Annotated in this window: 17 protein-coding genes; 10 read left to right on the top strand and 7 right to left on the bottom strand. The window is 74.2% G+C overall.

Features of this window, described 5'->3' with window-relative positions; translation table 11 throughout:
* Positions 1-134: 134 nt before the first annotated feature.
* On the bottom strand, positions 135-1,298 hold the full coding sequence (locus ACFWP3_RS17580) for an NUDIX domain-containing protein (RefSeq protein ID WP_384221612.1): 1,164 nt from the start codon (positions 1,296-1,298) through the stop codon (positions 135-137).
* Between ACFWP3_RS17580 and ACFWP3_RS17585 the strand changes: the two genes are divergently transcribed.
* From ACFWP3_RS17585 to ACFWP3_RS17625, 9 genes are all read left to right on the top strand, one after another.
* Positions 1,204-1,479 (top strand): pentapeptide repeat-containing protein, encoded by a 276-nt coding sequence (locus tag ACFWP3_RS17585; RefSeq protein WP_384221614.1) that lies wholly within the window; start codon positions 1,204-1,206, stop codon positions 1,477-1,479. The genes ACFWP3_RS17580 and ACFWP3_RS17585 overlap by 95 nt on opposite strands.
* A 49-nt stretch (positions 1,480-1,528) precedes the next feature.
* A complete protein-coding gene (locus ACFWP3_RS17590; protein ID WP_384221617.1) occupies positions 1,529-3,289 on the top strand; it encodes a VanW family protein in 1,761 nt (586 codons plus the stop codon).
* A 185-nt stretch (positions 3,290-3,474) separates the two neighbouring features.
* A complete protein-coding gene (locus ACFWP3_RS17595) occupies positions 3,475-4,734 on the top strand; it encodes a DUF418 domain-containing protein (protein ID WP_384221619.1) in 1,260 nt (419 codons plus the stop codon).
* Positions 4,735-4,818: 84 nt separating this feature from the next.
* Positions 4,819-5,307 carry a hypothetical protein gene (locus tag ACFWP3_RS17600; RefSeq protein WP_384221621.1) on the top strand — a complete coding sequence of 163 codons (489 nt, stop codon included), beginning with the start codon at positions 4,819-4,821 and terminating at the stop codon, positions 5,305-5,307.
* A gap of 121 nt (positions 5,308-5,428) precedes the next feature.
* Positions 5,429-7,222 (top strand): RNA ligase family protein, encoded by a 1,794-nt coding sequence (locus tag ACFWP3_RS17605; RefSeq protein ID WP_384221624.1) that lies wholly within the window; start codon positions 5,429-5,431, stop codon positions 7,220-7,222.
* A complete protein-coding gene (locus ACFWP3_RS17610; RefSeq protein WP_384221626.1) occupies positions 7,222-10,209 on the top strand; it encodes a poly(A) polymerase in 2,988 nt (995 codons plus the stop codon). The genes ACFWP3_RS17605 and ACFWP3_RS17610 overlap by 1 nt, the downstream gene beginning before the upstream one ends.
* 342 nt (positions 10,210-10,551) lie before the next feature.
* Positions 10,552-12,708 carry a discoidin domain-containing protein gene (locus tag ACFWP3_RS17615; protein ID WP_384221628.1) on the top strand — a complete coding sequence of 719 codons (2,157 nt, stop codon included), beginning with the start codon at positions 10,552-10,554 and terminating at the stop codon, positions 12,706-12,708.
* A gap of 124 nt (positions 12,709-12,832) precedes the next feature.
* Entirely contained in the window at positions 12,833-13,909 is a 1,077-nt protein-coding gene (locus tag ACFWP3_RS17620) for a DUF1996 domain-containing protein (protein WP_384221631.1), read from the top strand.
* Positions 13,910-13,959: 50 nt separating this feature from the next.
* Positions 13,960-15,678 carry a discoidin domain-containing protein gene (locus tag ACFWP3_RS17625; protein ID WP_384221741.1) on the top strand — a complete coding sequence of 573 codons (1,719 nt, stop codon included), beginning with the start codon at positions 13,960-13,962 and terminating at the stop codon, positions 15,676-15,678.
* An 80-nt stretch (positions 15,679-15,758) separates the two neighbouring features.
* Here ACFWP3_RS17625 and ACFWP3_RS17630 read toward each other — a convergent pair whose 3' ends face one another.
* From ACFWP3_RS17630 to ACFWP3_RS17650, 5 genes are all read right to left on the bottom strand, one after another.
* Positions 15,759-16,676: an NADP-dependent oxidoreductase gene (locus ACFWP3_RS17630; protein WP_384221742.1), complete on the bottom strand. Its 918-nt coding sequence runs from the start codon at positions 16,674-16,676 to the stop codon at positions 15,759-15,761.
* Between the two features lie 130 nt (positions 16,677-16,806).
* Complete coding sequence (locus ACFWP3_RS17635; protein WP_384221633.1) at positions 16,807-18,201, bottom strand: GH1 family beta-glucosidase; 1,395 nt, start codon at positions 18,199-18,201, stop codon at positions 16,807-16,809.
* Entirely contained in the window at positions 18,198-19,067 is an 870-nt protein-coding gene (locus tag ACFWP3_RS17640) for a carbohydrate ABC transporter permease (protein ID WP_384221635.1), read from the bottom strand. Before ACFWP3_RS17640 ends, ACFWP3_RS17635 begins: the two co-directional genes overlap by 4 nt.
* Positions 19,057-20,076, bottom strand: a complete 1,020-nt coding sequence (locus tag ACFWP3_RS17645; protein ID WP_384221637.1) for a carbohydrate ABC transporter permease — start codon at positions 20,074-20,076, stop codon at positions 19,057-19,059. The genes ACFWP3_RS17640 and ACFWP3_RS17645 overlap by 11 nt, the downstream gene beginning before the upstream one ends.
* A 10-nt stretch (positions 20,077-20,086) precedes the next feature.
* Complete coding sequence (locus ACFWP3_RS17650; protein ID WP_384221639.1) at positions 20,087-21,409, bottom strand: ABC transporter substrate-binding protein; 1,323 nt, start codon at positions 21,407-21,409, stop codon at positions 20,087-20,089.
* A gap of 157 nt (positions 21,410-21,566) precedes the next feature.
* On the opposite strand from ACFWP3_RS17650, the gene ACFWP3_RS17655 reads away from it, so the two are divergent.
* The gene (locus ACFWP3_RS17655; protein WP_384221642.1) at positions 21,567-22,877 is read left to right on the top strand and encodes an ROK family protein; all 1,311 of its coding nucleotides are present in this window, start codon (positions 21,567-21,569) and stop codon (positions 22,875-22,877) included.
* A 90-nt stretch (positions 22,878-22,967) separates the two neighbouring features.
* Here ACFWP3_RS17655 and ACFWP3_RS17660 read toward each other — a convergent pair whose 3' ends face one another.
* Positions 22,968-24,119 carry a LacI family DNA-binding transcriptional regulator gene (locus tag ACFWP3_RS17660; protein WP_384221644.1) on the bottom strand — a complete coding sequence of 384 codons (1,152 nt, stop codon included), beginning with the start codon at positions 24,117-24,119 and terminating at the stop codon, positions 22,968-22,970.
* Positions 24,120-24,187: the final 68 nt, after the last annotated feature.

The raw sequence follows: 24,187 nt of genomic DNA on the forward strand, positions 1-24,187 counted from the left end.
GCCTGGATGTACAGGGTGTAGGTGATCGCACTGTCGCTCATGGCCCCATGCTGCGGGACCGCGGACGCCGGACGGCGGATTTCCCGATCATGGCGACGGCCGCGGCCCGCCCGGCCGCGGCCGGGCGGGCCGGGTCACCAGCGGGTCGCCGATTCCGGGAGCTCCGTGGGCGGGGTGCGGGTGGGGGCGGGCAGGGAGAGTCGGGTGCGGGCCGCGTGGACCGCGTCGAGTTCGCGGGCGCCGGCCGGACCCCAGTCGCTCAGTTCGCGGACCTGCTCGGGGGTGGCCAGCAGGCGGGCGTACGCGGGGTCCGCGGCCGGGGCGAGGCCGGTGAGGCGGGCCGCGGTGCGGGCGTGCACGCCCCGGGCGCCGTCCGCGTCGCGGTCCTCGCCGTACCGGTAGCCGAGCGGGAAGGCGCCGGCCGTCGGCGCGGCGGCCGGGGACGGGAGGTGGGCCGCGCCGGTTGCGCGGGCGATCAGCAGCAGGACCCGCCCGTCGGGGGCGAACAGCCAGCCCCGGTGGTCCCGTACGGACAGCTGCGCGGGGACCGGGCCTGGGTGCCACGCGCCGCGCTGCGCGGTGCGGCGGGTGCGGAGCACGCCCAGCCGGTCGAGGGCGGTGGGCGCGGTGGGCCGGCCGTCCTCCAGCAGGGCGGTGCCGGAGCCGTTGATGCGGGCCCGCAGCGCGGACAGGGCGCGGCGGGCGTCGCCCGGGTCCATCAGGGCGGGCAGATCGGCCGGTTCGGCGAAGTGGATGCCGGTGACCTCCTGGGCGGGAAGGCGGACGGACGCGATCCGCTCCGGCGTCCAGGTGCCGCCGTCGTAGACGTGCAGGATCTCGCCGGGGAAGCGCATGCCGGCCGGGAAACCGGGCGTGTCGGCCGGGATCCAGTCCACGGCGAGACCGCGCGGGTAACGGCCGTCGACTCCCAGCTCCTCGCGCACCTCGCGGGCCGCGGCGGCCGAGGGCGCCTCCCCCGCGTCCACGGCACCGCCGGGCAGGAGCCGGTCGGAGCGGTAGTCGACGCTCTGGACGAGGACCCGGCCGTCCGTGTCGGTGACGAGGACCACGGCTCCGGTCCACAGCGCGGCGCGCGAGGCGCCGTACGCCTCCGGGGTCATCCAGGTCCCGGCGGCCCGGCCCTGGTCGGCCAGGGAGGTCTCGGTCGAGGAGGTGTCGGGCAGGGAGGTCTCGGGCGGGGAAGTGTCGGGCAGGGGCGCTTCGGGTGCGGACCTTTCGGGTGCGGACCTTTCGGGTGCGGACCTTTCGGGCGCGGCCTCGTCGGTCAGCTGCGGCATCGGAACTCCGTTCACCGTGGGTGGACCCGCCGACAGTGCAACAGCGGTCGCGGCCTCCTGGTTACGGCGTGGCGGCCGCCCCGGACCTGCGGGAAAGCACCTCTGCTTTGCCGCCCCTATACCTCCTTATTACCTGGTTATGTGGTCCTTGCTACCGTCCGGGGGCGGACTGGCGGCATGAAAACCGCCGGTCCGACCACGTGATCCGACCGGATCGAGGAGACCCCTTCATGCGACGCGCCAGCCGTACGGGCAACCGGACGGACACCGGGAGACGGTGGACCGTGCCAGGAGTCGTCGGCGTGGCGGGCGGCGCCGCGGTCCTCGGCTTCGGCGGGCTGTACGCCGCGGGTCTGCTCCTGGCCGGCGAGGAGGTGGCCCCGGGCACGAAGGTGCGCGGGGTCGACATAGGCGGGCTGAGCAAGGCGGAGGCCCGCCAGACCCTGGACCGGGAGCTCGGCCCGGCCGCCGCGGCCCCCGTCGGGCTCCGCATCGGCGAGCGCACGGAGCAGGCCGAACCGCGGGCGCTCGGCCTCTCCCTGGACAGCGCGGCGACCGCCGAGCGCGCCGCGCGCGCCGGCTCCGGTCCGCTCACCGTGATCGGCCGGCTGTTCTCCTCGGGCGATCCCGATGTGCCCCCGGTCGTCCGCCTCGACGGGAAGACGGCGCGCGCCGCGCTGGACGGCATCGGCAAGAAGACGGCCCAGGAGGCCAAGGAAGGTTCCGTCGGCTTCGCGAAGGGCAAGGCCACGGCGGTGGCCCCGGTCACCGGCATCTCCCTCGATGTCGACCGCTCCCTCGACACGCTGCGCGACGGCTTCCTGCGGGGCCCGGACCGCGGCGCCGCGAACGGTCCCGTCGACCTCCCCGTCCAGCGCACGGAGCCGCGGGTCGGCGGGCAGGAGACGGAGCGGGCCCTGAAGGAGTTCGCGGAGCCGGCGATGTCCGCGCCCGTCACCCTCACCGTCGACGGCAAGCGGATACCCGTCGGCCCCGCCGTGCTCTCCAAGCACCTCAGCCTGAAGGACGACGGCCAGGGCCGCCTGAGCCCGGCGCTCGACGCCAAGGCGCTGCTGGCCGACCCGGCCCTCGCCGGTCCGCTGCGGCAGGCCGGGCCGGGCCCGGTCGAGGCGCGGCTGCGGCTCGACGGGGCGGGGCAGGTCTCCGTCGCCGAGGAGGGCAAGGCCGGCCGGCAGGTCACCGAGCAGGCCCTCGGCGCGGCCGTGCTGCCGCTGCTGACCGGGGCCGACGCGGCCGCCCGTACCGGGCAGGTCGCGACCGAGGAGGTCCGGCCCAAGCTGTCCAAGGACACGGTCCGGCAGCTCGGGATCACGGAGAAGGTCTCCTCGTTCACCGTCAAGTTCGAACCGGCGGCGTACCGCACGACCAACATCGGCCGGGCCGCCCAGCTGATCAACGGTTCGCTGGTGCTGCCCGACGAGACGTGGAGCTTCAACCGGACGGTCGGCGAGCGCACGAAGGAGAACGGCTTCGTCGACGGCCTGATCATCAACAACGGCCAGTACGAGAAGGCTTCGGGCGGCGGGGTCTCGGCGGTGGCCACCACCGTCTTCAACGCGATGTTCTTCGCGGGGGTCAAGCCCGTCGAGTACGGGGCCCATTCCTTCTACATCGAGCGCTACCCCGAGGGCCGCGAGGCCACCGTGGCGTGGGGCAGCCTCGACCTGCGCTTCGCCAACGACTCCGGCAAGGCCCTGTACATCCAGGCCGAGGCGACCGACACCTCGATCACCATCACCTTCCTGGGCACGAAGAAGTACGAGGAGGTACGCGCGGTGCAGGGCCCGCGGACCAATGTGCAGCAGCCCGCCACCCGCAAGGGCAGCGGCCCCAAGTGCGAGCCGCAGTCCCCGCTGGAGGGCTTCGACGTGGCCGTCGACCGGGTGTTCGTGCAGGGCGGCAAGGAAGTCAAACGGGAGACGATGAAGACCCGCTACACGCCCCGCGACACCGTGACGTGCGGCGCGTGAGCGCCCGGGGGGAGGCGGCACCGGTGAACCCGGGGACGGCGGGTTCGGTTGACGCGGGGGCGGGGAAGGCCTCTTCGGTGAATGCCGGCGCAGGGGTGGCCGGTGCGGTGAACTCAGGGGCGGGGATGGCCGGTTCGGTTGAGGCAGGCGCAGGCGTGGCCGGTGCGGTGAACTCAGGGGTGGGGATGGCCGGTTCGGTTGAGGCAGGGGCGGGGAAGGCCGGTGCGGTGAAGGCCGGTCCGGCCAAGGGCGGTTCGGGGAGGCTGGCCGGGGTCGACGCCGTCCGGGGGCTCGCCGTGCTCGGCATGTTCGCCGTGCACGTCGGCCCCAGCCCGCAGCCCGAGGGCGCCGGTTACGTGATCGTCGCGGCCGACGGCCGCGCCCCGGCGCTCTTCACCCTCCTCGCCGGCTTCTCCCTGGTCCTCGCCCAGCGCGGGCTCGACCCGGCGGCCCGGCCCGCGGGGTGGGCCGGGCGGTACCGTCCGCTGCTGATCCGCTGCGCCGTCATGGCCGTGCTCGGGTTGTTCCTGGCCTCGCTGTGGCCCGGGATCCTGGTCATCCTGGCCTTCTTCGCCGTGTACTTCCTCGCCGCCGAACCCTTCACCCGGCTCTCCACCCCGGTGCTCACGGCCGTCGCGGGGGTCTCGGTGGCGGCGGGTCCGCTGCTGTCCTTCCTGCTGGGCCCGGTGTTCGGGTACGAGGCGTCCGGGCGCGGCCTGGTACCGGAGGCCGCCGATCTGACCAGCTGGTCCGGCCTGGGCACGGTGCTCGTCGAGCTGCTGCTCACCGGCGCGTACCCGCTGGCGACCTACTTCCCGTACATCCTGGTGGGGATGGCGCTCGCCCGCGTGTGCGACATCCGGGAACGGGCGACGGCCCTGCGCATGGCGGTGTGGGGCACGGCCGCGGCCGTCGCGGGCTACGGCTCCGCCTGGCTCGCCACGCACGTGTTCGGCGCCCGGGAGCGGCTCCTGGCGTCGATCGCCGTCCACCACCCGGACGCCCTGGCCGCCGCCGACCCGGTGCGCGAGGTGCTGCGCCAGCAGTACGGGGCCGTGCCCAGCACCTCCTGGGACTGGCTCCTGGTGGCCGACCCGTACAGCCAGACCCCGCCGGAGACGCTCGGCAACGCGGGCGTGGGCTGCGCGCTCATCGGCCTGTGCGCCCTCGCCGCCCGGCACCGGCTGGGCGCCCGGCTGCTGCGCCCGTTCACGGTGCTCGGCGCGATGGCACTGAGCGCGTACGTGATCCACGCCCTGGTCCTGGCCGGCCCCGCCCACGGCGCGTCGTCCTGGTCCGCCTGGCTGGGCTTCAGCACCGCCGCCCTGGTCCTGACCTGGGCCTGGCAGCGCACGTACGCCGACACGCCCCTGCGCCGCGGCCCGCTGGAACACGCCCTGCGCCTGGCCACCCAGCCGCGCCGCCGGGGCCCCGCGGCCCCCTGAGTCGAGCCCTCGGGGGCTTCGCCGGGCGCACCCGTACGGGTGATGGGGGCGGCTTCGGCGGAGGCGGTGCGGCAGGGTGGGCGGATGCAGTTGTGCCGGGCTCTGACCCTGATCCTTGCCGCGCTCGCCATGACCACCGGCTGCGTGACGGTACGTCCTGCCGCCCCGCCGGACGCTCCGCGTCCGGGGCCCGCCGAGGTGCGCCCGGAACCTCGCCAACCGGCCCCGGCCGCCTGGCCGCTGGGCCATCTGCCGGTCACACCGGAGCCACTGCGCCCGCCCGCACCGACCGCGCCCGCACCGACGCCGGCCGCGCCGGCCCCGGCGCCGGCCGCCGCGGCCCGGCAGGAGCGGCCCGTACGACCGCCGCGGGCGGCCAAGCCGGTGCGTCCCCTGCGCCCCGCAGGCTCGGCGCGCCCCGCCGAACCGGCCAAGCCCCGCAAGCGGCCGGCGGCGAAAGCGGCGAAACCCGCGGCCAGGCCGGCCGCCCCGCAGCGCACCTACGACATGGCGGCGCTGTGCGAGGCGGCCCGCGGGACGGTGTCGCCCGCCATCGTGGCCCTGTGCCGATAGTCCGCCGGGCCGGCCTTCAGCGCGTCCGGGCCGGCCGGGCGCGGCCCCGCTTATTCGATGGAGGAGGCCGCCCCGGATACCTACAGTGACGGGGCACCACGTCGTCGAGCAGGAGCGGACCATGCGCACGCACTACCCCCGTACGCCCCACCTGCCCTGGTCGCCCGGGGCCGCGGCGGACGATGTCCGGGTGGCCGGGCCGGGGGCGTTCGCGGGGCTGGCCGGACGCGAGGTCGTGGTCACCGAGAAGCTCGACGGGGAGAACACCACCCTGTACGCGGACGGCCTGCACGCCCGCTCCCTCGACTCGGCGCACCATCCGTCGCGGGCCTGGGTCAAGGGCCTCCAGGGCCGGATCGCCGCGCGGATCCCGGCCGGGCGGAGGGTGTGCGGGGAGAACCTGTACGCCCGGCACTCGCTCGGCTACGAGGACCTCGACAGCTGGTTCTACGGGTTCTCGGTGTGGGACGGGGAGCACTGCCTGGACTGGGACGCGACCGTCCGGTTCCTGCGGGGGCTCGGCGTGCCCACCCCGCGCGTGCTGTGGCGGGGCACCTTCGACGAGCGCGCCCTGCGCAGGCTGAAGCTCGACACCGCACGGCACGAGGGGTACGTCGTACGGACGGTGGACGGTTTCGCGTACGAGGACTTCGGCCGGTGCGTGGCCAAGTGGGTGCGCGGCGGGCACGTACAGACCGGCACGCACTGGATGTTCGCGCCGGTGGTGCCGAACGGGCTCGGTCCGGCGGCCCCGTTGTGGGCGGTGCGGTCGGGGGCCGGGGTGGATGCGGCGGAGCTGCTGGCGGCGGCCGGGGTGCTGGGCTGGGCGACGGACGGGGTGACGGGTGGCGAGGGCCCGGCCGACGGGCTCGCCGCCGGCCAGGCGTCCGACGCGGAGGTGTGCGCCGATGTCACGGCCCGGATCGACGAGTTGGGGCGGACCGGTGAGGACCGGCTGGCCGGAGTACTGGCCGCCGTACTGCACCGCGCTCCGCGCGCCCGGCTCGCTGCGCGGCTCGCGGCGGGGCCGCTCGGGACGGGGCTCGCGCGGCGGGTGTCGGACCTGGTCGGGCTGTACCCGTACCTCCAGCGGCCGTTCCCCGACGCGGACCGGCGGGCCGGGCTCGTACGGATGGCCGTTGCGGCCGATCCGGGGATGCTGCACGCCCTGGCCGCCGTGACGGCCGGGGACGCGCAGGCCCGCGAGTGCGTGGAGTGGTCCGCGCTGTGCGCCGAGGAGGCGGGGCTGCTCGGCCCCGATCCGCTCGGCGCCCTGCGCGCGGAGCTGCGCGGGCGGCTGGCGGCGCTCGGCCCGGACGCGGGCGACCGCTGCTGGGCCGAGGCGCGGCGGGCCTTCGCGCAGGGGCGGATCGGTACGGCGGAGGAGGCGGTGGCGGCGACCTGGCGCTGGCGTGAGGGAACGTTTCCCCGGCTGGTGCAGCTGTGCGGCCCCTCCGGCAGCGGCAAGAGCACCTTCGGCCGCGCCCTGCCCGGCGTGGACGCGTACATCAGTCTCGACGACCTGCGCACCGCCCGGGGTTCCCGCGCGGACCAGCGGGCGAACGCGGAGGTACTGAGCGAGGGCCTCGACCGGCTCGGTGCCGCCCTGGCCCGCGGGGGCACCGTCGTCTGGGACGCCACCTCGCTCACCGACCAGCAGCGCGGGCTGGCGGGCTCGGTCGCCCGCCGCCACGACGCGCTGGTCACGCATGCCGTCGCGCTGGTCGAGGAGGAGGAGCTGCGGCGGCGCAACGCCGTGCGCCCGCATCCGGTTCCGCCGCAGGTGCTGGAGTCGCAGCTGCACCGGTTCAGCCCGCCCTACCCCGGCCAGGCACACCGGACCTGGTACATCGGCGCGGGCGGGACCGTCGAGGACACGGCGGGCACCGTGGCCGCGCCGGGCGGGGAGCTGTGATGCGCACCAGTGAGGAGCTCTACCACCAGGTCCGCTGGGACCCGCGGTTCGATCCCGCCCGGTTCGTCCTCGGGCTGCTCCAGCGCGGAGCCGCCCCGAAGCGCGTGCCGCTGCCGTCCTTCGTGCCCGGCGGCGACATCCCCTGGCACCGCGTGCTGTTCGTCGAGGCGGACGGCGAGCTGGTGTGGGACCGGGCCACGGGAGTGGACCGGATCGATGCCACCGGGGCCGGGCGGGTGCGCGATCCGCGCCTGCTGCGGGCGCCGTTCTTCACCGCCCGTACCCCGCACGCCTGGGATCCGGCGGGCGCGGGCGCCTGGCGTCCGGCGCCCCCGCCCGCCCCGGGCGGCGGCGTGTCCGGGTCCCCGGCCGTGGTGCGGCTGCTGACCTGGAACACCCTGTGGGACCGGTACGACGGCCCGCGGATCGCCACCGCGCGGCGCAGGCCGCTGCTGCTGGCCGACCTGGCGGCCGCCGATGCCGATGTCATCGCGCTCCAGGAGGCCGAACCCGAGCTGCTCCGGATGCTGCTGGCGGCGGAGTGGGTGCGGGCCGGGTACACGCTCGGCACGGATCCGGGCGGCCGGGACGTCGCCGAGTGCGGGCTGCTGGTGCTGAGCCGGCTTCCGGTGCGGGAGGCGGGGCTGCATGCGCTCGGTCCGCACAAGGCGGTCACCGCCGTGACGGTGGACACCGCCGCAGGCCCCCTCGTCGTGGCCGCGACCCATCTGACCAGCGATCACACCGAGAACGGGGAGGTGCACCGGCGGGCCGAACTGGCCCGGCTCGCCGAGGGGCTGAGCGGGGTGGAGGCCCCCGTGGCACTGCTCGGAGATTTCAACGACGGCGGCTCCGGGCCCGAGGGGCCGGGCGCCGCGCTCGGCATGCGGGACGCGTGGTGCGAGGTCCACGGGGCGGCGGACGGCACGGCCACCTTCGACCCGGTGGCCAACCCGCTGGCCGCGGTGGGCTCGCTGTCGGGGCGGGCGGGGCGGCTGGACCGGATCCTGCTGCGGGCCGCCGGGCCGGCGCGGGTGACCCGGGCGGCGCTGCGGGGCGACGTGCCGGGCCCGGAAGGGCTGTTCATCTCGGACCACTACGGGGTGGAGGCGACGGTGGAGTTCGGGGGCGACGCCGGTACGGCGCGGCTCGACACGCCGGCGACGGCCCGTACCGCCGTGGCCTGGCTGCCGCCCCGCCTCCCGGACGCGGCGCACGCGCTGCGGCGGGAGCACGACCCGCAGGCGGGCCGCTGGCCCGCGCACGTCAACCTGCTCTTCGGCTTCGTCCCCGAGTCCTCGTTCGAGGAGGCCCTGCCGCTGCTGGCCGAAGTGGCCGCGGGCACACCGGCGTTCACGGCGCGGCTGGAGGGGGTGCACAGCTTCGGCCACCGGGAGGACGCGACCGTCTGGCTGGACCCGGCGGCGGCCGGTGAAGCACCGTGGCAGGAGCTTCGGCGGGAACTCGTACGGCGGTTCCCGGGGTGCCGGGGGCGCGCCGACGGGTACACCCCGCATCTGACGCTGGGCCGCAGCCGCGATCCGCAGCGGGCGGTCGCGGAGTTCGCCGCCCGGCTCGGCGCCGGAGCGTCCGGGCGGGTCGGGGAGCTGGCCGTGCTCTCGCGGCGCGGGGACGGGCCGATGCGGACGCGGGCGGTCGTGGAACTGGGCACGGGCCGCGTCCGCCGGCCGGCCGAGCCCGCGTTGCCGGAAGCGCCGGGAGGGCCCGGCGTCGACCCGCGGCACGGGTCCGAAGCACAAGGGCTCGCAATCCGCGGCGGTGCCCTGGCGCACGACGGCGAACCGCGGGGCCTGGCCGCCTCGCTCACCGCGCGGATCGCGGAGGCGCTGGGCGAGGGGACGGTGTGGGAGGCCGGATCGCGCCGCATGGGCTGCGCACTGCCGGGCGCCGACCTCGACCTGGTCGCGGCCGTGCCGGGCGCGCCGGACATCTCGGCGGTACGGGAGCGGGTCGCGGCCGCGCTGCCGGAGGCGGTGCGGATGCGCGAGGTGACGGGCGCCCGGGTGCCGGGGCTGCGGCTGACCGCGGCCGGACTGGACGTGGACCTGGTGGTCGTCCCCACGGGCACGCTGGACCCCGCGCGGGCGCAGGCGCGCCGGGCGGAGCTGGGCGAGCCGGCCTCGGTCGCGCTGAGTGCGGTGAGCGACGCCGAGGCGGTACGGGCCTTCGTGGGGGCCGAGCACGCCGCCTTCGCCCGGCTGGCGCGGGAGGTCAAGGCCTGGGCCCGGGCCCGCGGGCTGGACTCGGCGCCGTTCGGCGGGCTGCCGGGGCTGGCCTGGTCGGTCCTGGCGGCGCGTACGGTCCGCGCGGCCGAGGACCGGTCCCCGGCGGCGCTGCTGCTCGGGTTCTTCGGGACCTGGGCGGCCTGGGACTGGCAGGACCCGGTCGGCCTGCCCTCCGCACGGCCCGAACCGCTGCGACCGGGGCCGGAGTCGGAGCTGTGGCCGCAGCCGGGGCCTTCCGACCCGGCGCCGGACCCCGTCACCGTACTGACCCCCTCCGCGCCCGTCCGCAGCTGCACGGCCCAGGTGGGCCCCGGGCTGCGCGATCTGCTGGGGCGGGAGCTGTACCGGGCGTGGGAGCTGCTGGACGCCGACCCCGGCGCCTTCGGCGCGGCCCTGGCCGGCCCGCCGCTGCACCGGCGGCACGCCGCGTGGGCGGTGGTGACCGTACGGACGCCCGTGGAGCGGGAGTTCGACGCGGCCCTGGGCCGGATGCGCGGGCGGGTGCGGGCATTGCTGGGCGCGCTGGAGGAGGCGGGCGTCGTGGACGCGCACGCCTGGCCGCACCCCTTCGCGACGGGCCCGGGCCTGGCCCGGTACGCGATCGGGCTCGGCGCGGCCGCGCCCGACGCGGCGCGTCTCGCCGCCGTGGCCGGGCCGTGGTCGAGGGGCCTTCCGGGCGTGGAGGTAGCCTGGGCGGCCTGCGGTGAGGTGCCGGATCTGCACCGGACTGTCGACGAGTAACGAACACGGGACAGCAACCACCCTTCCCCAGTGGACACTTCCCGAAGGCGAGCCAAGGCGAGCCGAGGGCCGGCCGGAGCCGGCCGGGGCGGACCGGGCTCCGTCCCGCGCACAGCGGGCACGGCGGGACGGAGCGGTCAGAGCATCAGTACAGCCCTGCCAGGTTTTTTCGTCAACACTTTTCACAAGGATTGAATAAACTCCAAGTTCACAGACCTGATGCGCAGTTGACATGCCGTTTGATCTTCAGTTCGTGAACGCCGAAACCCTTGACGGCCTTGTCGGCGGGCAGTTCACTCACGCTTCGATCCCCCCGGATCCATGACGTCAGGAGCACCCCGCATGCCCCTCCTCTCCGATCGCCCGCCGCGGCTCACCGTCGCGGCGCTCGCCGCCGCACTGGTCGCGGCCCTGCTCGTCCTGCTGCCGGGCACCGCCGCCCAGGCGGCCCCCGTCCTGCTCTCCCAGGGCAAGCCCGCCACCGCCTCCAGCGTGGAGGGCGCCGGGACGCCCGCCGGCGCGGCCGTCGACGGCGACAACGGCACCCGCTGGTCCAGCCAGTTCGCCGACCCGCAGTGGATACAGGTCGACCTCGGCGCCCCCGCCCAGCTGAGCCAGGTGGTGCTGCGCTGGGAGACGGCGTACGCGAAGGCGTACCGGATCGAGCTGTCCACCGACGGCTCGCAGTGGTCCACCGCCTACCAGACGGCCGCGAGCACCGGCGGCGTCCAGACCCACGAGATCTCCGGCACCGCCCGCTACGTCCGGGTGCACGGCACCCAGCGGGCCACCGGCTGGGGCTACTCGCTCTGGGAGTTCCAGGTCCTCGGGACCGCCGGCACCGACCCGGTCATCCCCGGCGGCGGCGACCTCGGCCCGAACGTGATCGTCTTCGACCCGTCCACCCCGAACATCCAAGGGCGGCTGGACGAGGTCTTCCGGCAGCAGGAATCGGCCCAGTTCGGCTCCGGCCGCTACCAGTTCCTGTTCAAGCCGGGCACCTACAACGGGCTCAACGCGCAGATCGGCTTCTACACCTCGGTCTCCGGACTCGGCCTCAGCCCCGACGACACCACCATCAACGGGGACATCACCGTCGACGCGGGCTGGTTCGGCGGCAACGCCACCCAGAACTTCTGGCGTTCGGCCGAGAACCTCGCGCTGAACCCGGTCAGCGGCACCAACCGCTGGGCCGTCTCGCAGGCCGCGCCGTTCCGCCGGATGCACGTCAAGGGCGGGCTGAACCTCGCTCCCGACGGCTACGGCTGGGCCTCGGGCGGCTACATCGCCGACTCGAAGATCGACGGCCAGGTCGGCAACTACTCGCAGCAGCAGTGGTACACCCGCGACAGCTCGATCGGCGGCTGGTCCAACGCGGTGTGGAACCAGGTGTTCTCCGGGACCCAGGGCGCGCCGGCGCAGTCGTACCCGAACCCGCCCTACACCACCCTGGACACCACCCCCGTCTCCCGGGAGAAGCCCTTCCTGTACCTGGACGGCAGTGAGTACAAGGTCTTCGTCCCGGCGAAGCGCACCAACGCCCGCGGCACCTCGTGGGGCAACGGCGCACCGCAGGGCTCGTCGATCCCGCTGAGCCGGTTCTACGTGGTCAAGCCGGGCGCGAGCGCGGCGACGATCAACGCGGCACTGACCCAGGGCCTGCACCTGCTCTTCACCCCCGGCGTCTACCACGTGGACCGGACCATCCAGGTCAACCGGCCCGACACGGTGGTCCTCGGCCTCGGCCTCGCCACGATCGTCCCGGACAACGGGGTGACGGCGATGAAGGTCGCGGACGTGGACGGGGTCAGGCTCGCGGGCTTCCTGATCGACGCGGGCACCGTCAACTCGCCCACCCTGCTGGAGGTCGGCCCGGCCGGCGCCATCACGGACCACGCGGCCAATCCGACGACCGTCCAGGACGTGTTCATCCGGGTCGGCGGTGCGGGCGCGGGCAAGGCCACCCTCGGGATGGTGGTCAACAGCCACGACACGATCGTCGACCACACCTGGATCTGGCGGGCCGACCACGGCGACGGGGTGGGCTGGGAGACCAACCGCTCCGACTACGGGTTCCGGGTGAACGGCGACGACGTCCTGGCGACCGGGCTGTTCGTCGAGCACTTCAACAAGTACGACGTGGAGTGGAACGGCGAGCGCGGCCGCACGATCTTCTTCCAGAACGAGAAGGCCTACGACGCGCCCAACCAGGCCGCCATCCAGAACGGCTCCGTCAAGGGCTACGCGGCCTACAAGGTGGCCGACTCCGTGAACACGCACGAGGGCTGGGGCCTGGGCAGCTACTGCTACTACAACGTGGATCCGACCATCCGCCAGGACCACGGCTTCCAGGCGCCGGTGAAGCCGGGCGTGCGGTTCCACGACCTGCTCGTGGTCTCGCTGGGCGGCAACGGCCAGTACGAGCACGTCATCAACGGCATCGGGGCGCCCACCTCGGGCACCTCGACCATCCCCTCGACCGTCGTCTCGTTCCCCTGATCCACCCCTGACCCCCGGCAGACGCGGGGCGGCCCGGCGGCCGCCCCGCGTTTTCCGGGCCATCCGAGAGAGCGCTCTCCCACATCGGGGAGCGTCGCCCCGTCCACCCACCGGAGGAGCACACGTGACACTCCGACCGCGGACCCTGTCCGCCTTACTGGTCTCGGCGGCCTTCGCCCTGACCGCCGCCGCCGGTCTCGGCGGCCTCGCGCTCACCGCGCAGGCCTCCCCCGATGCCGGTACGGCCGTGCACGCCCAGATGGACCATTCCGCCGCCGCCCCGGCCGCCACCGGCGACGACCCCGACGGGGACGGCTACATCCCGGCGGTCCCCCAGGTCACCGGGGTCACCCCGTCGTGGGAGAACCCGCCCGACCGGTACTTCCACGAGTTCCAGGCCAACTGCGCCGTCACCCGTACCGCCTCGGACGACCCGATCGTCTACCCGGGCCGGGCGGGCGCCTCCCACCACCACACCTTCCTGGGCAACACCACGACGGACGCCTTCAGCACCACGGCCTCGCTGAGCGCCGGCGGCACCGCCTGCACCGCACCGGGCGACCTGTCCGGCTACTGGATGCCGACCCTCTACAACGGCAACCAGCCGGTCCTGCCCAGCGGACCGCAGGTGATCTACTACAAGACCGGGGTGACCGACTACAAGAGCGTGCGCCCCTTCCCCAAGGGCCTGCGCTTCCTCGTCGGCAGCCCCACCCAGACGGCCGCCGAGTTCCGGGGGCACCGGGGCTGGGTGGAGGGCTGGGAGTGCGGTGACAGCTTCAAGAACACCGAGTTCCCGGCGAACTGCCCGGCCGGCACCCAGCTCAACATCCGCATGCAGGCCCCCAGCTGCTGGGACGGCAAGTACCTCGACACCCCCGACCACAAGGCGCACATGGCCTATCCGGTCGTGAAGCCCGGCACCAACGACAACGTGTGCCCGGCCGGCCACCCGGTCGCGCTGCCCATGGTGGAGTTCAAGATGGCCTTCCCCGTCAGCGGGGACATGTCGCAGGTCAGGCTGTCCAGCGGCAGCGGGCACTCCTTCCACTACGACTTCTTCAACGCCTGGGACGACCGGACGCTGAACGCCCTGGTGGAGCACTGCATCAAGGGCGGGCTCCAGTGCAACTCCCGCGGCTACGACGAGACCCACCCCGAGGCGGGTGCCGCACTGGGCCCGGACCACCGGCTCCCTTGAGCCCGCACCCCCTCCCCCCACCCGAAGGAGGTCCCCGCGTGCACTCCCGCATGCGTTCCCTCGTCACGGCCGCGCTCCTCGCGGGCGCCGTGACCGTACTGCCCACCGCCCCGGCCCAGGCCGCCGGCAGCGTGGTGAAGGTGACCGGCTCGCAGGGCAACTGGCAGCTGACGGTGGACGGTTCGCCGTACCTCGTCAAGGGCGTCACCTGGGGTCCCTCCCCGGCCGACGCCGGCCGCCTGCTGCCCGACGTGAAGTCGCTGGGCGCCAACACCATCCGTACGTGGGGCACCGACGCGAGCAGCCGCCGGCTGTTCGACGCGGCCTCCGCGAACGGCATCAAGGTGGTCGCCGGATTCTGGCTCCAGCCCGGCGGCGGCCCCGGCAGCGGCGGCTGTACGAACTATGTGACGGACACCGGCTACAAGGACACCATGCTCGCCGAGTTCTCCCGCTGGGTGGAGGCCTACCGCGACCACCCGGCCGTGCTGATGTGGAACGTCGGCAACGAGTCGGTGCTCGGCCTGCAGAACTGCTACGGCGGGACCGAGCTGGAGAACCAGCGCAACGCCTACACCGCCTTCGTCAACGACGTGGCGAAGGCGATCCACCGCATCGACGCGAACCACCCGGTGACCTCCACGGACGCCTGGGCCGGGGCGTGGACGTACTACCAGCGCAACTCCCCCGACCTCGACCTGTACTCCGTCAACGCCTACAAGGACGTGTGCGGGATCCGGCAGGCCTGGGAGCAGGGCGGCCACACCAAGCCCTACCTGGTCACCGAGACCGGCCCGGCCGGTGAGTGGGAGGTGCCGGACGACGCGAACGGGGTGCCGCTGGAGCCGGGCGACCAGGCCAAGGCGGACGGCTACACCGCCGCGTGGAACTGCGTCACCGGGCACCGGGGCGTGGCGCTGGGCGCGACGGTCTTCCACTACGGCACCGAGTACGACTTCGGCGGCCACTGGTTCAACCTGACCCCGGCCGGGGAGCGCCGCAAGACGTACTACGCGGTCAAGCGGGCCTACGGCGGGAACACCGCCGGGGACAACCTGCCCCCGACCGTGTCCGTGCCCTCCGTGGCGGACGCGGGCGCCGTCCCGGCGGGCAGGGAGATCACCCTCCAGGCCCCCGCGACCGACCCCGAGGGCGACCAGCTGTCCTACGAGGTGCTGTGGGGCGGCAAGTACGTGGACGGCGGGGGCGGGCTGGTCTCCGTACCGTCCGCGCACCTGGGCGGCGGCGCGCTGAAGGTCACGGCGCCGGCGAAGTCCGGGGTGTGGAAGCTGTACGTGAAGGTCAAGGACGGGCGGGGCAACGTGGGCGTCGAGCAGCGTTCCGTGAAGGTGGTCCCGCCGCCGGTGGCGGGCACGGACGTGGCCAGGGGCCGGCCGACGACCGCCTCCACCTACCAGAACGACGGCTACGGCGGCTGCCCGTGCGCCCCTCAGCTGGCCACGGACGGGAGGGACGACACCCGCTGGGCCGGCACCTGGGCCGATCCCCAGTGGCTCCAGGTGGACCTGGGGTCGGTGCGGCAGCTGAGGCACGTGCAGCTGGTGTGGGAGACGGCGTACGGGAAGGCGTACACGATCACGGTGTCGGACGACGGCCTGAGCTGGCGGACGGCGTACGCCACGTCCGCCGGTGACGGCGGGATCGACGACTTCGGCATCACCGCGTCGGGCCGCTACGTCCGGCTGGAGCTGACCCAGCGCGGCACCGGCTACGGCTACTCCCTGTTCCATTTCGGGGTCTATGCCTGACGGCCCCCGCGCGGACTCCGCGCGCCGCCCTTCTCCCCGCCGGGCGGCGCGCGGCTGCGCATGCCCTCACGGACGCGCGCTCAGACCTCGATGACGATCTTGCCCGCCGTGTGTCCGCCCTGGCTGAGCTCGTAGGCCGCCGCCAGCTCGGCCAGCGGGAAGGTCCGCGCGACGGTCACGGTGAGCTGTCCGGCCTCGGCGAGCCGGCCCAGCTCGGCCAGCTCGGTGCCGACCGGGCGCACCCACATCCACTCGCCGCCCGAGCCGGTCACGGTGGGGTCGGCGATGGAGGCGTGCCGGCCGTCGTCGTGCAGCACCCGGCGGGTGACGTCGAGGACGCCGCCGACGAAGTCCGCGACGACGGTCGCGCCGTCGGGGGCCAGGTCGAGGACCCGCTCGGCGAGCCCGTCCCCGTAGGCGACGGGCTCGGCGCCGAGTTCGCGCACGCGGTCGTGGTTGCGCGGGGAGGCGGTGCCGATGACCCGGGCCCCCAGGGCACGGGCGATCTGCACGCCGAAGGAGCCGACGCCGCCCGCGGCGCCGTGGATGAGGACGGTGTCGTCCTTGCCGGTGCGCAGCCGGGTCAGGACCTGGTAGGCGGTGAGTCCGGCGAGCGGGAGGGCGGCCGCCTCGGCCCAGCCGAGCGAGGCGGGCTTGTGCGCGAGGGCGCGTACGGGCACGGTGACGAACTCGGCGCAGGTCCCGCCGTGCACGTAGTCCTTGCGGGCATAGGCCATGACCTCGTCGCCCTCGGCGAACTCGGGCGTGTCGATGCCGACCCGCTCGACGGTGCCGGCGACGTCCCAGCCGGGCACCACCGGGTACACGACGTCCATCAGGGCGTCGAGGCCGCCACTCATGATCTTCCAGTCGACCGGGTTGACCGCCGCGTACTTCACGCGGACGAGGACTTCGCCCGGGCCGAGCTTGGGGACGGGGAGCCGGGTCTCCCTCAGGACCTCCGTCCCGCCGTACGTCTCGTACGCCATCCCTCGCATGGTGTTGTCCTGCGGCATGTACCCGACCTCTCCGTGAGCTGCTGGACCCGCCCCGGGGCCCATCCCACCACGCGCACCGCGCCCGGCCCGAGAAGCGGGGCGGGCGCGGTGCTGATCGGCGGACGGGGCGTCAGCGGGCCGCCCGGTGCGCGGCGATGACCTCGCCGTAGCGGTGGCCGCTCGTCTTCACCGTGCGGCGCTGGGTGGCGTAGTCCACGTGGACCAGGCCGAAGCGCTTGTCGTAGCCGTAGGCCCATTCGAAGTTGTCCAGCAGCGACCAGGCGTAGTAGCCGGCCACCGGTGCGCCGCGGCGGGCCGCGCGGGCGCAGGCGGCCAGGTGGGCGGTCAGGTAGGCGGCCCGTTCGGGGTCGTGGACGCGGCCGTCGGGGTCGACGGTGTCGGGGTAGGAGGAGCCGTTCTCGGTGATGTGGATGCGCCGGTCCCCGTACTCCTCGTGCAGGCGCATGATCAGTGTCTCGAGGCCGTCGGCGTCGACCTCCCAGTCCATGCCGGTGCGCGGGACGCCGGGCCGGTCGATCTGGCGGGCGAAGGGTGCGGGGCCGGCCGGGTCGGCGGTGACGACCTGCGGGAAGTAGTAGTTGAGGCCGATCCAGTCGAGGGGGGCGGCGATCGTGGCGAGGTCGCCGGGGTGTTCGGGGAGGTCGACGCCGTAGACCTCGCGCATGTCGGCGGGGAAGCCGCGGCCGTGGACGGGGTCGAGCCACCAGCGGTTGACGTGGCCGTCCATGCGGCGGGCGGCGGCCCGGTCGGCGTCGCTGCCGGTGGCGGGCTCGACGGTGGAGAGGTTGTTGACGATGCCGACGCGTGCGGCGGGGCCGGCGGCGCGGACGGCCTGGGCGGCCAGGCCGTGGCCGAGCAGCAGGTGGTAGGAGGCGCGGACGGCGGCGGTGAGGTCGGTCCAGCCGGGGGCCATCCGCCCCTCCAGGTGGCCGATCCAGGCCGAGCACAGCGGCTCGTTGAGGGTGGCCCACTGGGTGACGCGGTCGCCGAGGCGTTCGGCCACGAGGCCGGCGTACGCGGCGAAGTGCTCGGCGGTGGCGCGCTCGGGCCAGCCGCCGCGGTCCTGGAGGGCCTGGGGCAGGTCCCAGTGGTAGAGGGTGACGTTGGGCTCGATGCCGGCCGCGAGCAGCCCGTCGGTCAGCCGGTCGTAGAAGTCGAGCCCCTTGGCGTTGACGGGCCCGTCGCCGCCGGGCACGACGCGCGGCCAGGCGACGGACAGCCGGTAGGCGTTGGTGCCGAGCTGCCGCATCAGGGCGATGTCGTCCCGCCAGCGGTGGTAGTGGTCGCAGGCCGTGTCTCCGGTGTGGCCGCCGTCGACGGCGCCGGGGACGCGGCTGAAGGTGTCCCAGATGGAGGGGGCGCGCCCGTCCTCCTCGGCCGCGCCCTCGATCTGGTAGGCGGAGGTGGCGGTGCCCCAGGCGAAGTCGGCGGGCAGCGCGTCGAGGTCGACGGCGCGGTCGGCGGTCTGCGCGCCGGTCACGGGAAGGCTTTCGGAAAGGGTCATTTGACGGCTCCTGCCGTGAGTCCGGCCACCAGGTACTTCTGCAGCAGCAGGAATCCGGCGACGACGGGGATGCTGACGACGAGCGAGGCGGCCATGATCTGGTTCCAGTACACGTCGTTCTGCGTGGAGTAGCCCTGCAGTCCGACGGCGAGGGTGCGGGTGGTGTCGTTCGTCATGACGGAGGCGAAGAGCACCTCGCCCCAGGCGGTCATGAAGGCGTACACGGCGACGGCGACGATGCCGGGGACGGCTGCCGGGATCACGACCCGGAACAGTGCGCCGAGCGGGCCGCAGCCGTCGACGGTGGCCGCTTCGTCGAGGTCGCGGGGGACCGAGTCGAAGTACCCGATGAGCATCCAGATGGAGAAGGGGAGGGAGAAGGTGAGGTAGGTGAGGATGAGCCCGCCGCGGGACCCGTACAGCGCGACGCCGGTGCTGTTGCCGATGTTCACGAAGATCAGGAACAGCGGGAGGAGGAAGAGGATGCCGGGGAACATCTGGGTGGAGAGCACGGTCACCGTGAAGAGGCGCTTGCCGCGGAACCGGTAGCGGCTGACGGCGTACGCGGCGAACACGGCGATGACCACGGAGCAGACGGTGGCGGCGCCGGCCACGATCAGGGAGTTCACGAAGTACTTGGCGAGCGGCACGGTGTGCCAGATGTCGATGTAGGGCCGGATCGTGAGCCCGGTGGGGATCCAGCGGAACTGGCCCGCCACGTCCTTGAGGGGCTTGAGCGAGCTGGTGACCATCACGTAGACGGGCAGCAGGACGAAGCCGGCGAGCAGGGTCAGGAAGACGGCCCGGATCACCCGGAAGGAGCGGGGCGGGTCGAGCGGGCTGCGGGCCCGGGGGCTAGCGGGCATCGGCGTCCCTCCGGCCGCGGGTGGTGAGGAGCAGGTAGCCGGCGGTGACCAGCAGCAGGAACAGCAGCAGGAGGACGGACATGGCCGATCCGGTGCCGAAGTTCCAGGTGACGAAGCTCGACTGGTAGATGTGGATGGAGATCAGGTCGGCGGCCTCGGGGGCGGACTTGCCGAACAGGACGAACGGCGTGTTGAAGTCGTTGAAGGTCCACAGGAACAGCACCAGGATCAGCACCTGGTTGACCGCGCCGACCGAGGGCAGGGTGATCCGGCGGATCTGCTGCCAGATGCCGGCCCCGTCCAGCGCGGCCGCCTCGTACAGGTCCTTGGGGATGTTCTGTAGGGCGGCCATCACGATGAGGAAGGCGAACGGCCAGCCCTTCCAGACGGACACGGTCAGCAGCGCCCAGAAGCTGTTGTCGCCCAGCAGCCAGAAGGTGTGCTCGGCGCCGCCGAGTCCGAGCTGGTCGTGCAGGACGTGGTTCACCAGGCCGTTGTCCCGCTGGAACATGAACGCCCAGGTGATGACGGCCGCGTAGACGGGCAGGGCGTACGGGACGAGGAACAGGGCGCGCAGGAAGCCGCGGCCGCGGAAGCTCTCCTGCATGAACACCGCGGCGGCGGTGCCCAGCAGCCAGCACAGGCCGACGGACAGCAGGGTGAACAGGCAGGTGGTGAGGAAGGAGCCGAGGAGGGCCTCGCCGACGGGCCGGTTGACGTCGACGGCGAGCGCGTAGTTGTCGAAGCCCGTCCAGGGGGCGCGGGACCAGTCCCGGATGAAGAACTGGGTGAGCTCGCGGAAGCTCATGAGGATGCCCATCGCCATCGGGACGAGGTGGATGAGCAGTTCGAGGAGCAGGGCGGGCAGCAGCAGGAGGTAGGGCAGGGCGCCGCGGCGCAGGCGGCCGGGGCGCGGCGGGCGGCCGGGGCGGCGGGCGCGGGCCGCCGTACCGCGCTGCCGCCGTCCCGTCGTGGTGTCGGGTGGGAGCGTGGCGGGTGCGGAGGTCATCGGGCGCGGCTCAGTTCGACATCTGCTGCTGGGCCTTGGTGAGCCTCGCCTTGACCGAGTCGGTGGTCACGGGTCGGCCGGCGGCGGCGTCGGCGAAGAGCTCCTTGACGGCGGTGCCGACGGCGGTCTCGAACTGGGACTCCTCGGGGACCTGCGGGAGCGGGGCGGCGCTGGTGGCGAGGGTGGTGCGGAGCACGGTGAGGTCCTCGGTGGCGAAGGCCGGGTCGGTCTGGGCGGCCTTGACCGGCGGGATGGACCCGTAGGTCTTGTTGAGGAGCTTCTGCTCCTCGTCGCTGGTCATGAACTTCACGAACTTCAGGGCGCCGTCGATGTTGTCGGTGTTCTTGAAGACGGCCATGTTGATGCCGGCGACCATGGAGTTGGTGTTCCTGCCGGTACCGGGGGTGCCGCCGGCCGGGACGGGGACGGGGGCGACGCCCCAGTCGCCCTCCTTCATCCCGTGCGCCTTGAAGCTGCCGGCCGCGCTCTGCCACAGGACCATGGCGGTCTTGCCGTTGGCGAAGTCCTGGAGCGACTGGTTCTTGTCGTACTCGGCGTTGCCGGGCGAGATGACCTTGTCCTTGGCCATCAGGTCGACGTACTGCTTGACGGCCTCGACGTTGGCGGGGGTGTCGAAGGTGGGCTTTCCGGCGGCGTCGAAGAACTCGGCCCCGTGCTGCTTGGAGAGGACGAAGGCCTGGTGGATGTTGTTGGAGAGGTTGGAACCCTCCGCGCCCAGTGCCCACTTGCCGTCCTTGGACAGCTTCCGGCCGGTGGTGACCAGCTCGTCCCAGGTGGCCGGGGGCTTCTCGATGCCCGCCTCCCGGAACATCTTCTTGTTGTAGTAGAGCGCGTAGGACATCGAGTAGAGCGGTACGGCGGCCGGGTCCTTGCCGGCGGCGCCGGCCGAGCCGATGGCCGACTCGACGAAGCGGTCCTTGCCGCCGATCGCCTCGAAGTTCTTCGCGTCCCAGGGGAGCAGGGCTCCGGTGGCCTGGAGGGAGGAGGACCAGGTGTTGCCGATGTTGAGGACGTCCGGGCCCTGTCCGGAGGCGGTGGCGGCGAGGATCCGGTTGAGCAGGTCGGACCAGGGGACCACCTCGAGCTTGACCTTGATGCCGGTCTGCTGCTCGAACTTCTTCAGCTCCGGGCCGAGCGTCGCCTGGTCCGCCGCGATGTCGGGTCCCTGGTTGGAGGCCCAGTAGGTGAGCTCCTTGGGAGCCGTGTTGGTACCGCCGCCGGCGTCCGCGGATCCGCCGCCGCAGGCGGTGGCGGCGGTGGCGAGGAGGGAGACTGTGACAGCGGCGGCGGCAGCGGCTCTGGTTCTGCGCATGGCGGCTCGGTCCCTTTCGGCTGGGTCGGGGGAAAGGCCGACGTGGAGTGCTCCGTCCAGGCCTTAATTTAGGACGTGAGTTAAGCCTCGTGAAAGGGTCGCGTCAAGGGGCCGCGCAAGGGTATGTTGCGAGCGATGTCACTGCGGAAGGGGCCGGATGACCACGGGGCGTAGCGGGCGAACGGTGCGGGACCTACGGCGGGGGAACCGGAGCGCAGTCCTCCAACGGCTGTACTTCGGGGGGCCGATGAGCCGCCAGGAACTGGGGCCCGCCACCGGACTGAGCTCGGGATCCGTCAGCAACGTCGTCGGCGAGCTCGTCGCCGACGGACTGCTGGAGGAGGCCGGGATCGTCGACTCCGACGGCGGCCGGCCCCGCACCCTGCTGCGCGTGTCGCCCGGCAGCGCCCACATGATCGGCGTCGACGTCGGCGAAACCCGGGTCCGAGTCGAGCTGTTCGACCTGACCCTCACCGAACTCGCCCGCACCGAGATGCCGTTGCTGCCGCGCGGCTGCTACGACGTCGGGCCCATCGTCGACCACATCCGGCACGGGATCGAGACCGTGATCGCCGAGGCCGGGGTCGGCACCGGGCGGCTGCTGGGCGTGGGCGTCGGGGTGCCCGGCATCGTGGACCGCGACGCTCCGGGCGGGACCCTCGTGCACGGCCAGACCATCGGCTGGGACGCGGTACCGCTGGAACAGTTGCTGCGCGCGACCGGAGCCCTGCCGGAGGAGGTCCCGTACATCATCGACAACGGCGCGCGGACCCTCGGCCAGGCGGAGATGTGGTTCGGGGCGGGCCGCGGGGCCCGGGAGGCGGTCGTCGTGCTCTTCGGCTCCGGCGTCGGCGCCAGCCTGATCACCGACGGCTCCCCGGAGGGCGGCACCACCGAGGGCACCCCGCTGGAGTGGGGCCACCTGACGGTCTCCGTGCGCGGGCGGCGCTGCCGGTGCGGGGCGCTGGGCTGCCTGGAGGCGTACACGGGCGCCGAGGCTCTGCTGGCGCGCTGGGCGGAGCGGGGCGGAGCGGCGGGCGGGCGCCCGGTGGACTCCGTGGACGAGGAGGAGGCCCTCTCCGCCCTGCTGGCCGCGGCCGGGGCCGGGGACCCGGTGGCGCGGGAGGTCCTGGAGGAGACCGCGGAGTACCTGGGCGCGGGACTGTCCGACCTGATCAACCTGTTCCAGCCGGAGCGCATCCTGATCGGCGGCTGGGCGGGCCTGATGCTCGGCCCGCACATCCTCCCGTCGGTACGGGGGCACGCGACCCGGTACGCGCTGCGCCATCCGGCCGACCGGGTCACCGTCGGCATGGGCTCCCTGGGCCCCGACGCGGTCACCGTCGGCGCGGCGACCCTCCCCCTCTCCGCCTTCTTCGCGACGGGCGGCCGCCGCGCGGCCCCCGACCCGCAGACCGAACCGCCGGGCTGGCGCACGGCCCTGGAGGTGCGCGGCGCGGGCCTGTAGGGGCGCGGCCGCGGGCCTGTAGGTGCGCGGCGCGGGCCTGGAGGTGCGCGGCGCGGGCCTGTAGGTGCGCGGCCGCGGCTTCGGCGCCCGTCAGGCGGAGTCGCGGACCACCAGGGCGGGGGCGAACAGCACCGAGGCCGGTTCCGGGGGTGCGGTGCCCGCGACGCGGTCCAGGAGCAGCCGGACCATCTCCGCCGCCATCTCCTCCACCGGCTGGCGTACGGTCGTCAGCCGCGGCCGGCAGGCCGACGCCGCGCCGGAGTCGTCGAAGCCGACGACCGCCACGTCCTCCGGGATCCGGCGGCCGTGCTCGCGCAGGACCAGGCAGGCCCCCTGCGCCATCAGGTCGTTCGCGGCGAACACCCCGTCCAGGTCCGGCTGTTCGGCGAGCAGGCGGCGCATCGCCCGCTCGCCCCCGTCGAGCGTGAAGTCCCCTTCGGCGACGCGGAGCACACCCGGCCGGCCGGGGTGACCGCCCCGGCCGTGCTCGCCGTCCTTGCCGTCCCGGCCGCCCTTGTCAGCCTTGCCGTCCGCCGCCTCGCGGAAGCCTGCCATCCGCTCCCGGCTCGCCGGCACGTCCGCCGGGCCCCCGATCGCCGCGAGCCTCCCGCGCCCCAGCCCGAGCAGGTGCCGGGCCGCCAGCGCCCCGCCCTCCCGGTGGGCCAGGTCCACGTGGTCGAGCGGCACCCCCGCCGGCGGGCGCGCGAACAGCACCGCGGGCAGCCCGGCCGCCGCGAGCATCCCGGGGAGCGGGTCCCGGGGGTGGGTGGTGACCAGCAGAGCCCCGTCCGCGCTGCCCTGCGCCAGGTACGCGAGCACCTCCGCGCGGTCCTCCCCGGTGTCGGCGAACATCAGCACCGGGTGCACCCCGGCCGGCCGCAGCGCGCCGGCCACCCCGCCGACCACGCGCCCGAAGAAGGGGTCCTCGAACACCCGGGCCGCGAACCCGTCCCGCACGCCGGCCGCCCCCGCGCCCGCGCCGGAGACGACCAGGGCGACGGTTCCCGACCGGCGGGTCACCAGGGAGCGGGCGGCCCGGTTCGGCACGTACCCGGTCGCGGCGACGGCCCGCCGGACCGCCTCCCGGATGGCCGGGTCCACGTTCCGGACGCCGTTGACCACCCGGGACACCGTGGCCCGCGAGACCCCCGCCGCACGGGCCACGTCCTCCAAGGTCGGCGCCCCGCCCGCCCCGACTCCCGACCCCGCCAGGCGCTTTGCCGTCCCCCGCCCCGTGTCCATGGCGGCACTGTAGCGGCCGGGCCCGCCGCGCGGTGCGGGCGGTCCGCACCGCGAACGGGTCCGGCCCG

The sequence above is a fragment of the Streptomyces sp. NPDC058525 genome, assembly GCF_042719495.1.
Classification (GTDB): Bacteria; Actinomycetota; Actinomycetes; order Streptomycetales; family Streptomycetaceae; genus Streptomyces.

Excerpts from the sequence above, each read along its gene's own strand:
- ACFWP3_RS17580 (WP_384221612.1), bottom strand. The coding sequence starts at position 1,298 with ATGCCGCAGCTGACCGACGAGGCCGCGCCCGAAAGGTCCGCACCCGAA.
- ACFWP3_RS17590 (WP_384221617.1), top strand. The coding sequence starts at position 1,529 with ATGCGACGCGCCAGCCGTACGGGCAACCGGACGGACACCGGGAGACGG.
- ACFWP3_RS17595 (WP_384221619.1), top strand. The coding sequence starts at position 3,475 with ATGGCCGGTTCGGTTGAGGCAGGGGCGGGGAAGGCCGGTGCGGTGAAG.
- ACFWP3_RS17600 (WP_384221621.1), top strand. The coding sequence starts at position 4,819 with ATGCAGTTGTGCCGGGCTCTGACCCTGATCCTTGCCGCGCTCGCCATG.
- ACFWP3_RS17605 (WP_384221624.1), top strand. The coding sequence starts at position 5,429 with ATGCGCACGCACTACCCCCGTACGCCCCACCTGCCCTGGTCGCCCGGG.
- ACFWP3_RS17610 (WP_384221626.1), top strand. The coding sequence starts at position 7,222 with ATGCGCACCAGTGAGGAGCTCTACCACCAGGTCCGCTGGGACCCGCGG.
- ACFWP3_RS17615 (WP_384221628.1), top strand. The coding sequence starts at position 10,552 with ATGCCCCTCCTCTCCGATCGCCCGCCGCGGCTCACCGTCGCGGCGCTC.
- ACFWP3_RS17625 (WP_384221741.1), top strand. The coding sequence starts at position 13,960 with ATGCGTTCCCTCGTCACGGCCGCGCTCCTCGCGGGCGCCGTGACCGTA.
- ACFWP3_RS17630 (WP_384221742.1), bottom strand. The coding sequence starts at position 16,676 with ATGCGAGGGATGGCGTACGAGACGTACGGCGGGACGGAGGTCCTGAGG.
- ACFWP3_RS17635 (WP_384221633.1), bottom strand. The coding sequence starts at position 18,201 with ATGACCCTTTCCGAAAGCCTTCCCGTGACCGGCGCGCAGACCGCCGAC.
- ACFWP3_RS17640 (WP_384221635.1), bottom strand. The coding sequence starts at position 19,067 with ATGCCCGCTAGCCCCCGGGCCCGCAGCCCGCTCGACCCGCCCCGCTCC.
- ACFWP3_RS17645 (WP_384221637.1), bottom strand. The coding sequence starts at position 20,076 with ATGACCTCCGCACCCGCCACGCTCCCACCCGACACCACGACGGGACGG.
- ACFWP3_RS17650 (WP_384221639.1), bottom strand. The coding sequence starts at position 21,409 with ATGCGCAGAACCAGAGCCGCTGCCGCCGCCGCTGTCACAGTCTCCCTC.
- ACFWP3_RS17655 (WP_384221642.1), top strand. The coding sequence starts at position 21,567 with ATGACCACGGGGCGTAGCGGGCGAACGGTGCGGGACCTACGGCGGGGG.
- ACFWP3_RS17660 (WP_384221644.1), bottom strand. The coding sequence starts at position 24,119 with ATGGACACGGGGCGGGGGACGGCAAAGCGCCTGGCGGGGTCGGGAGTC.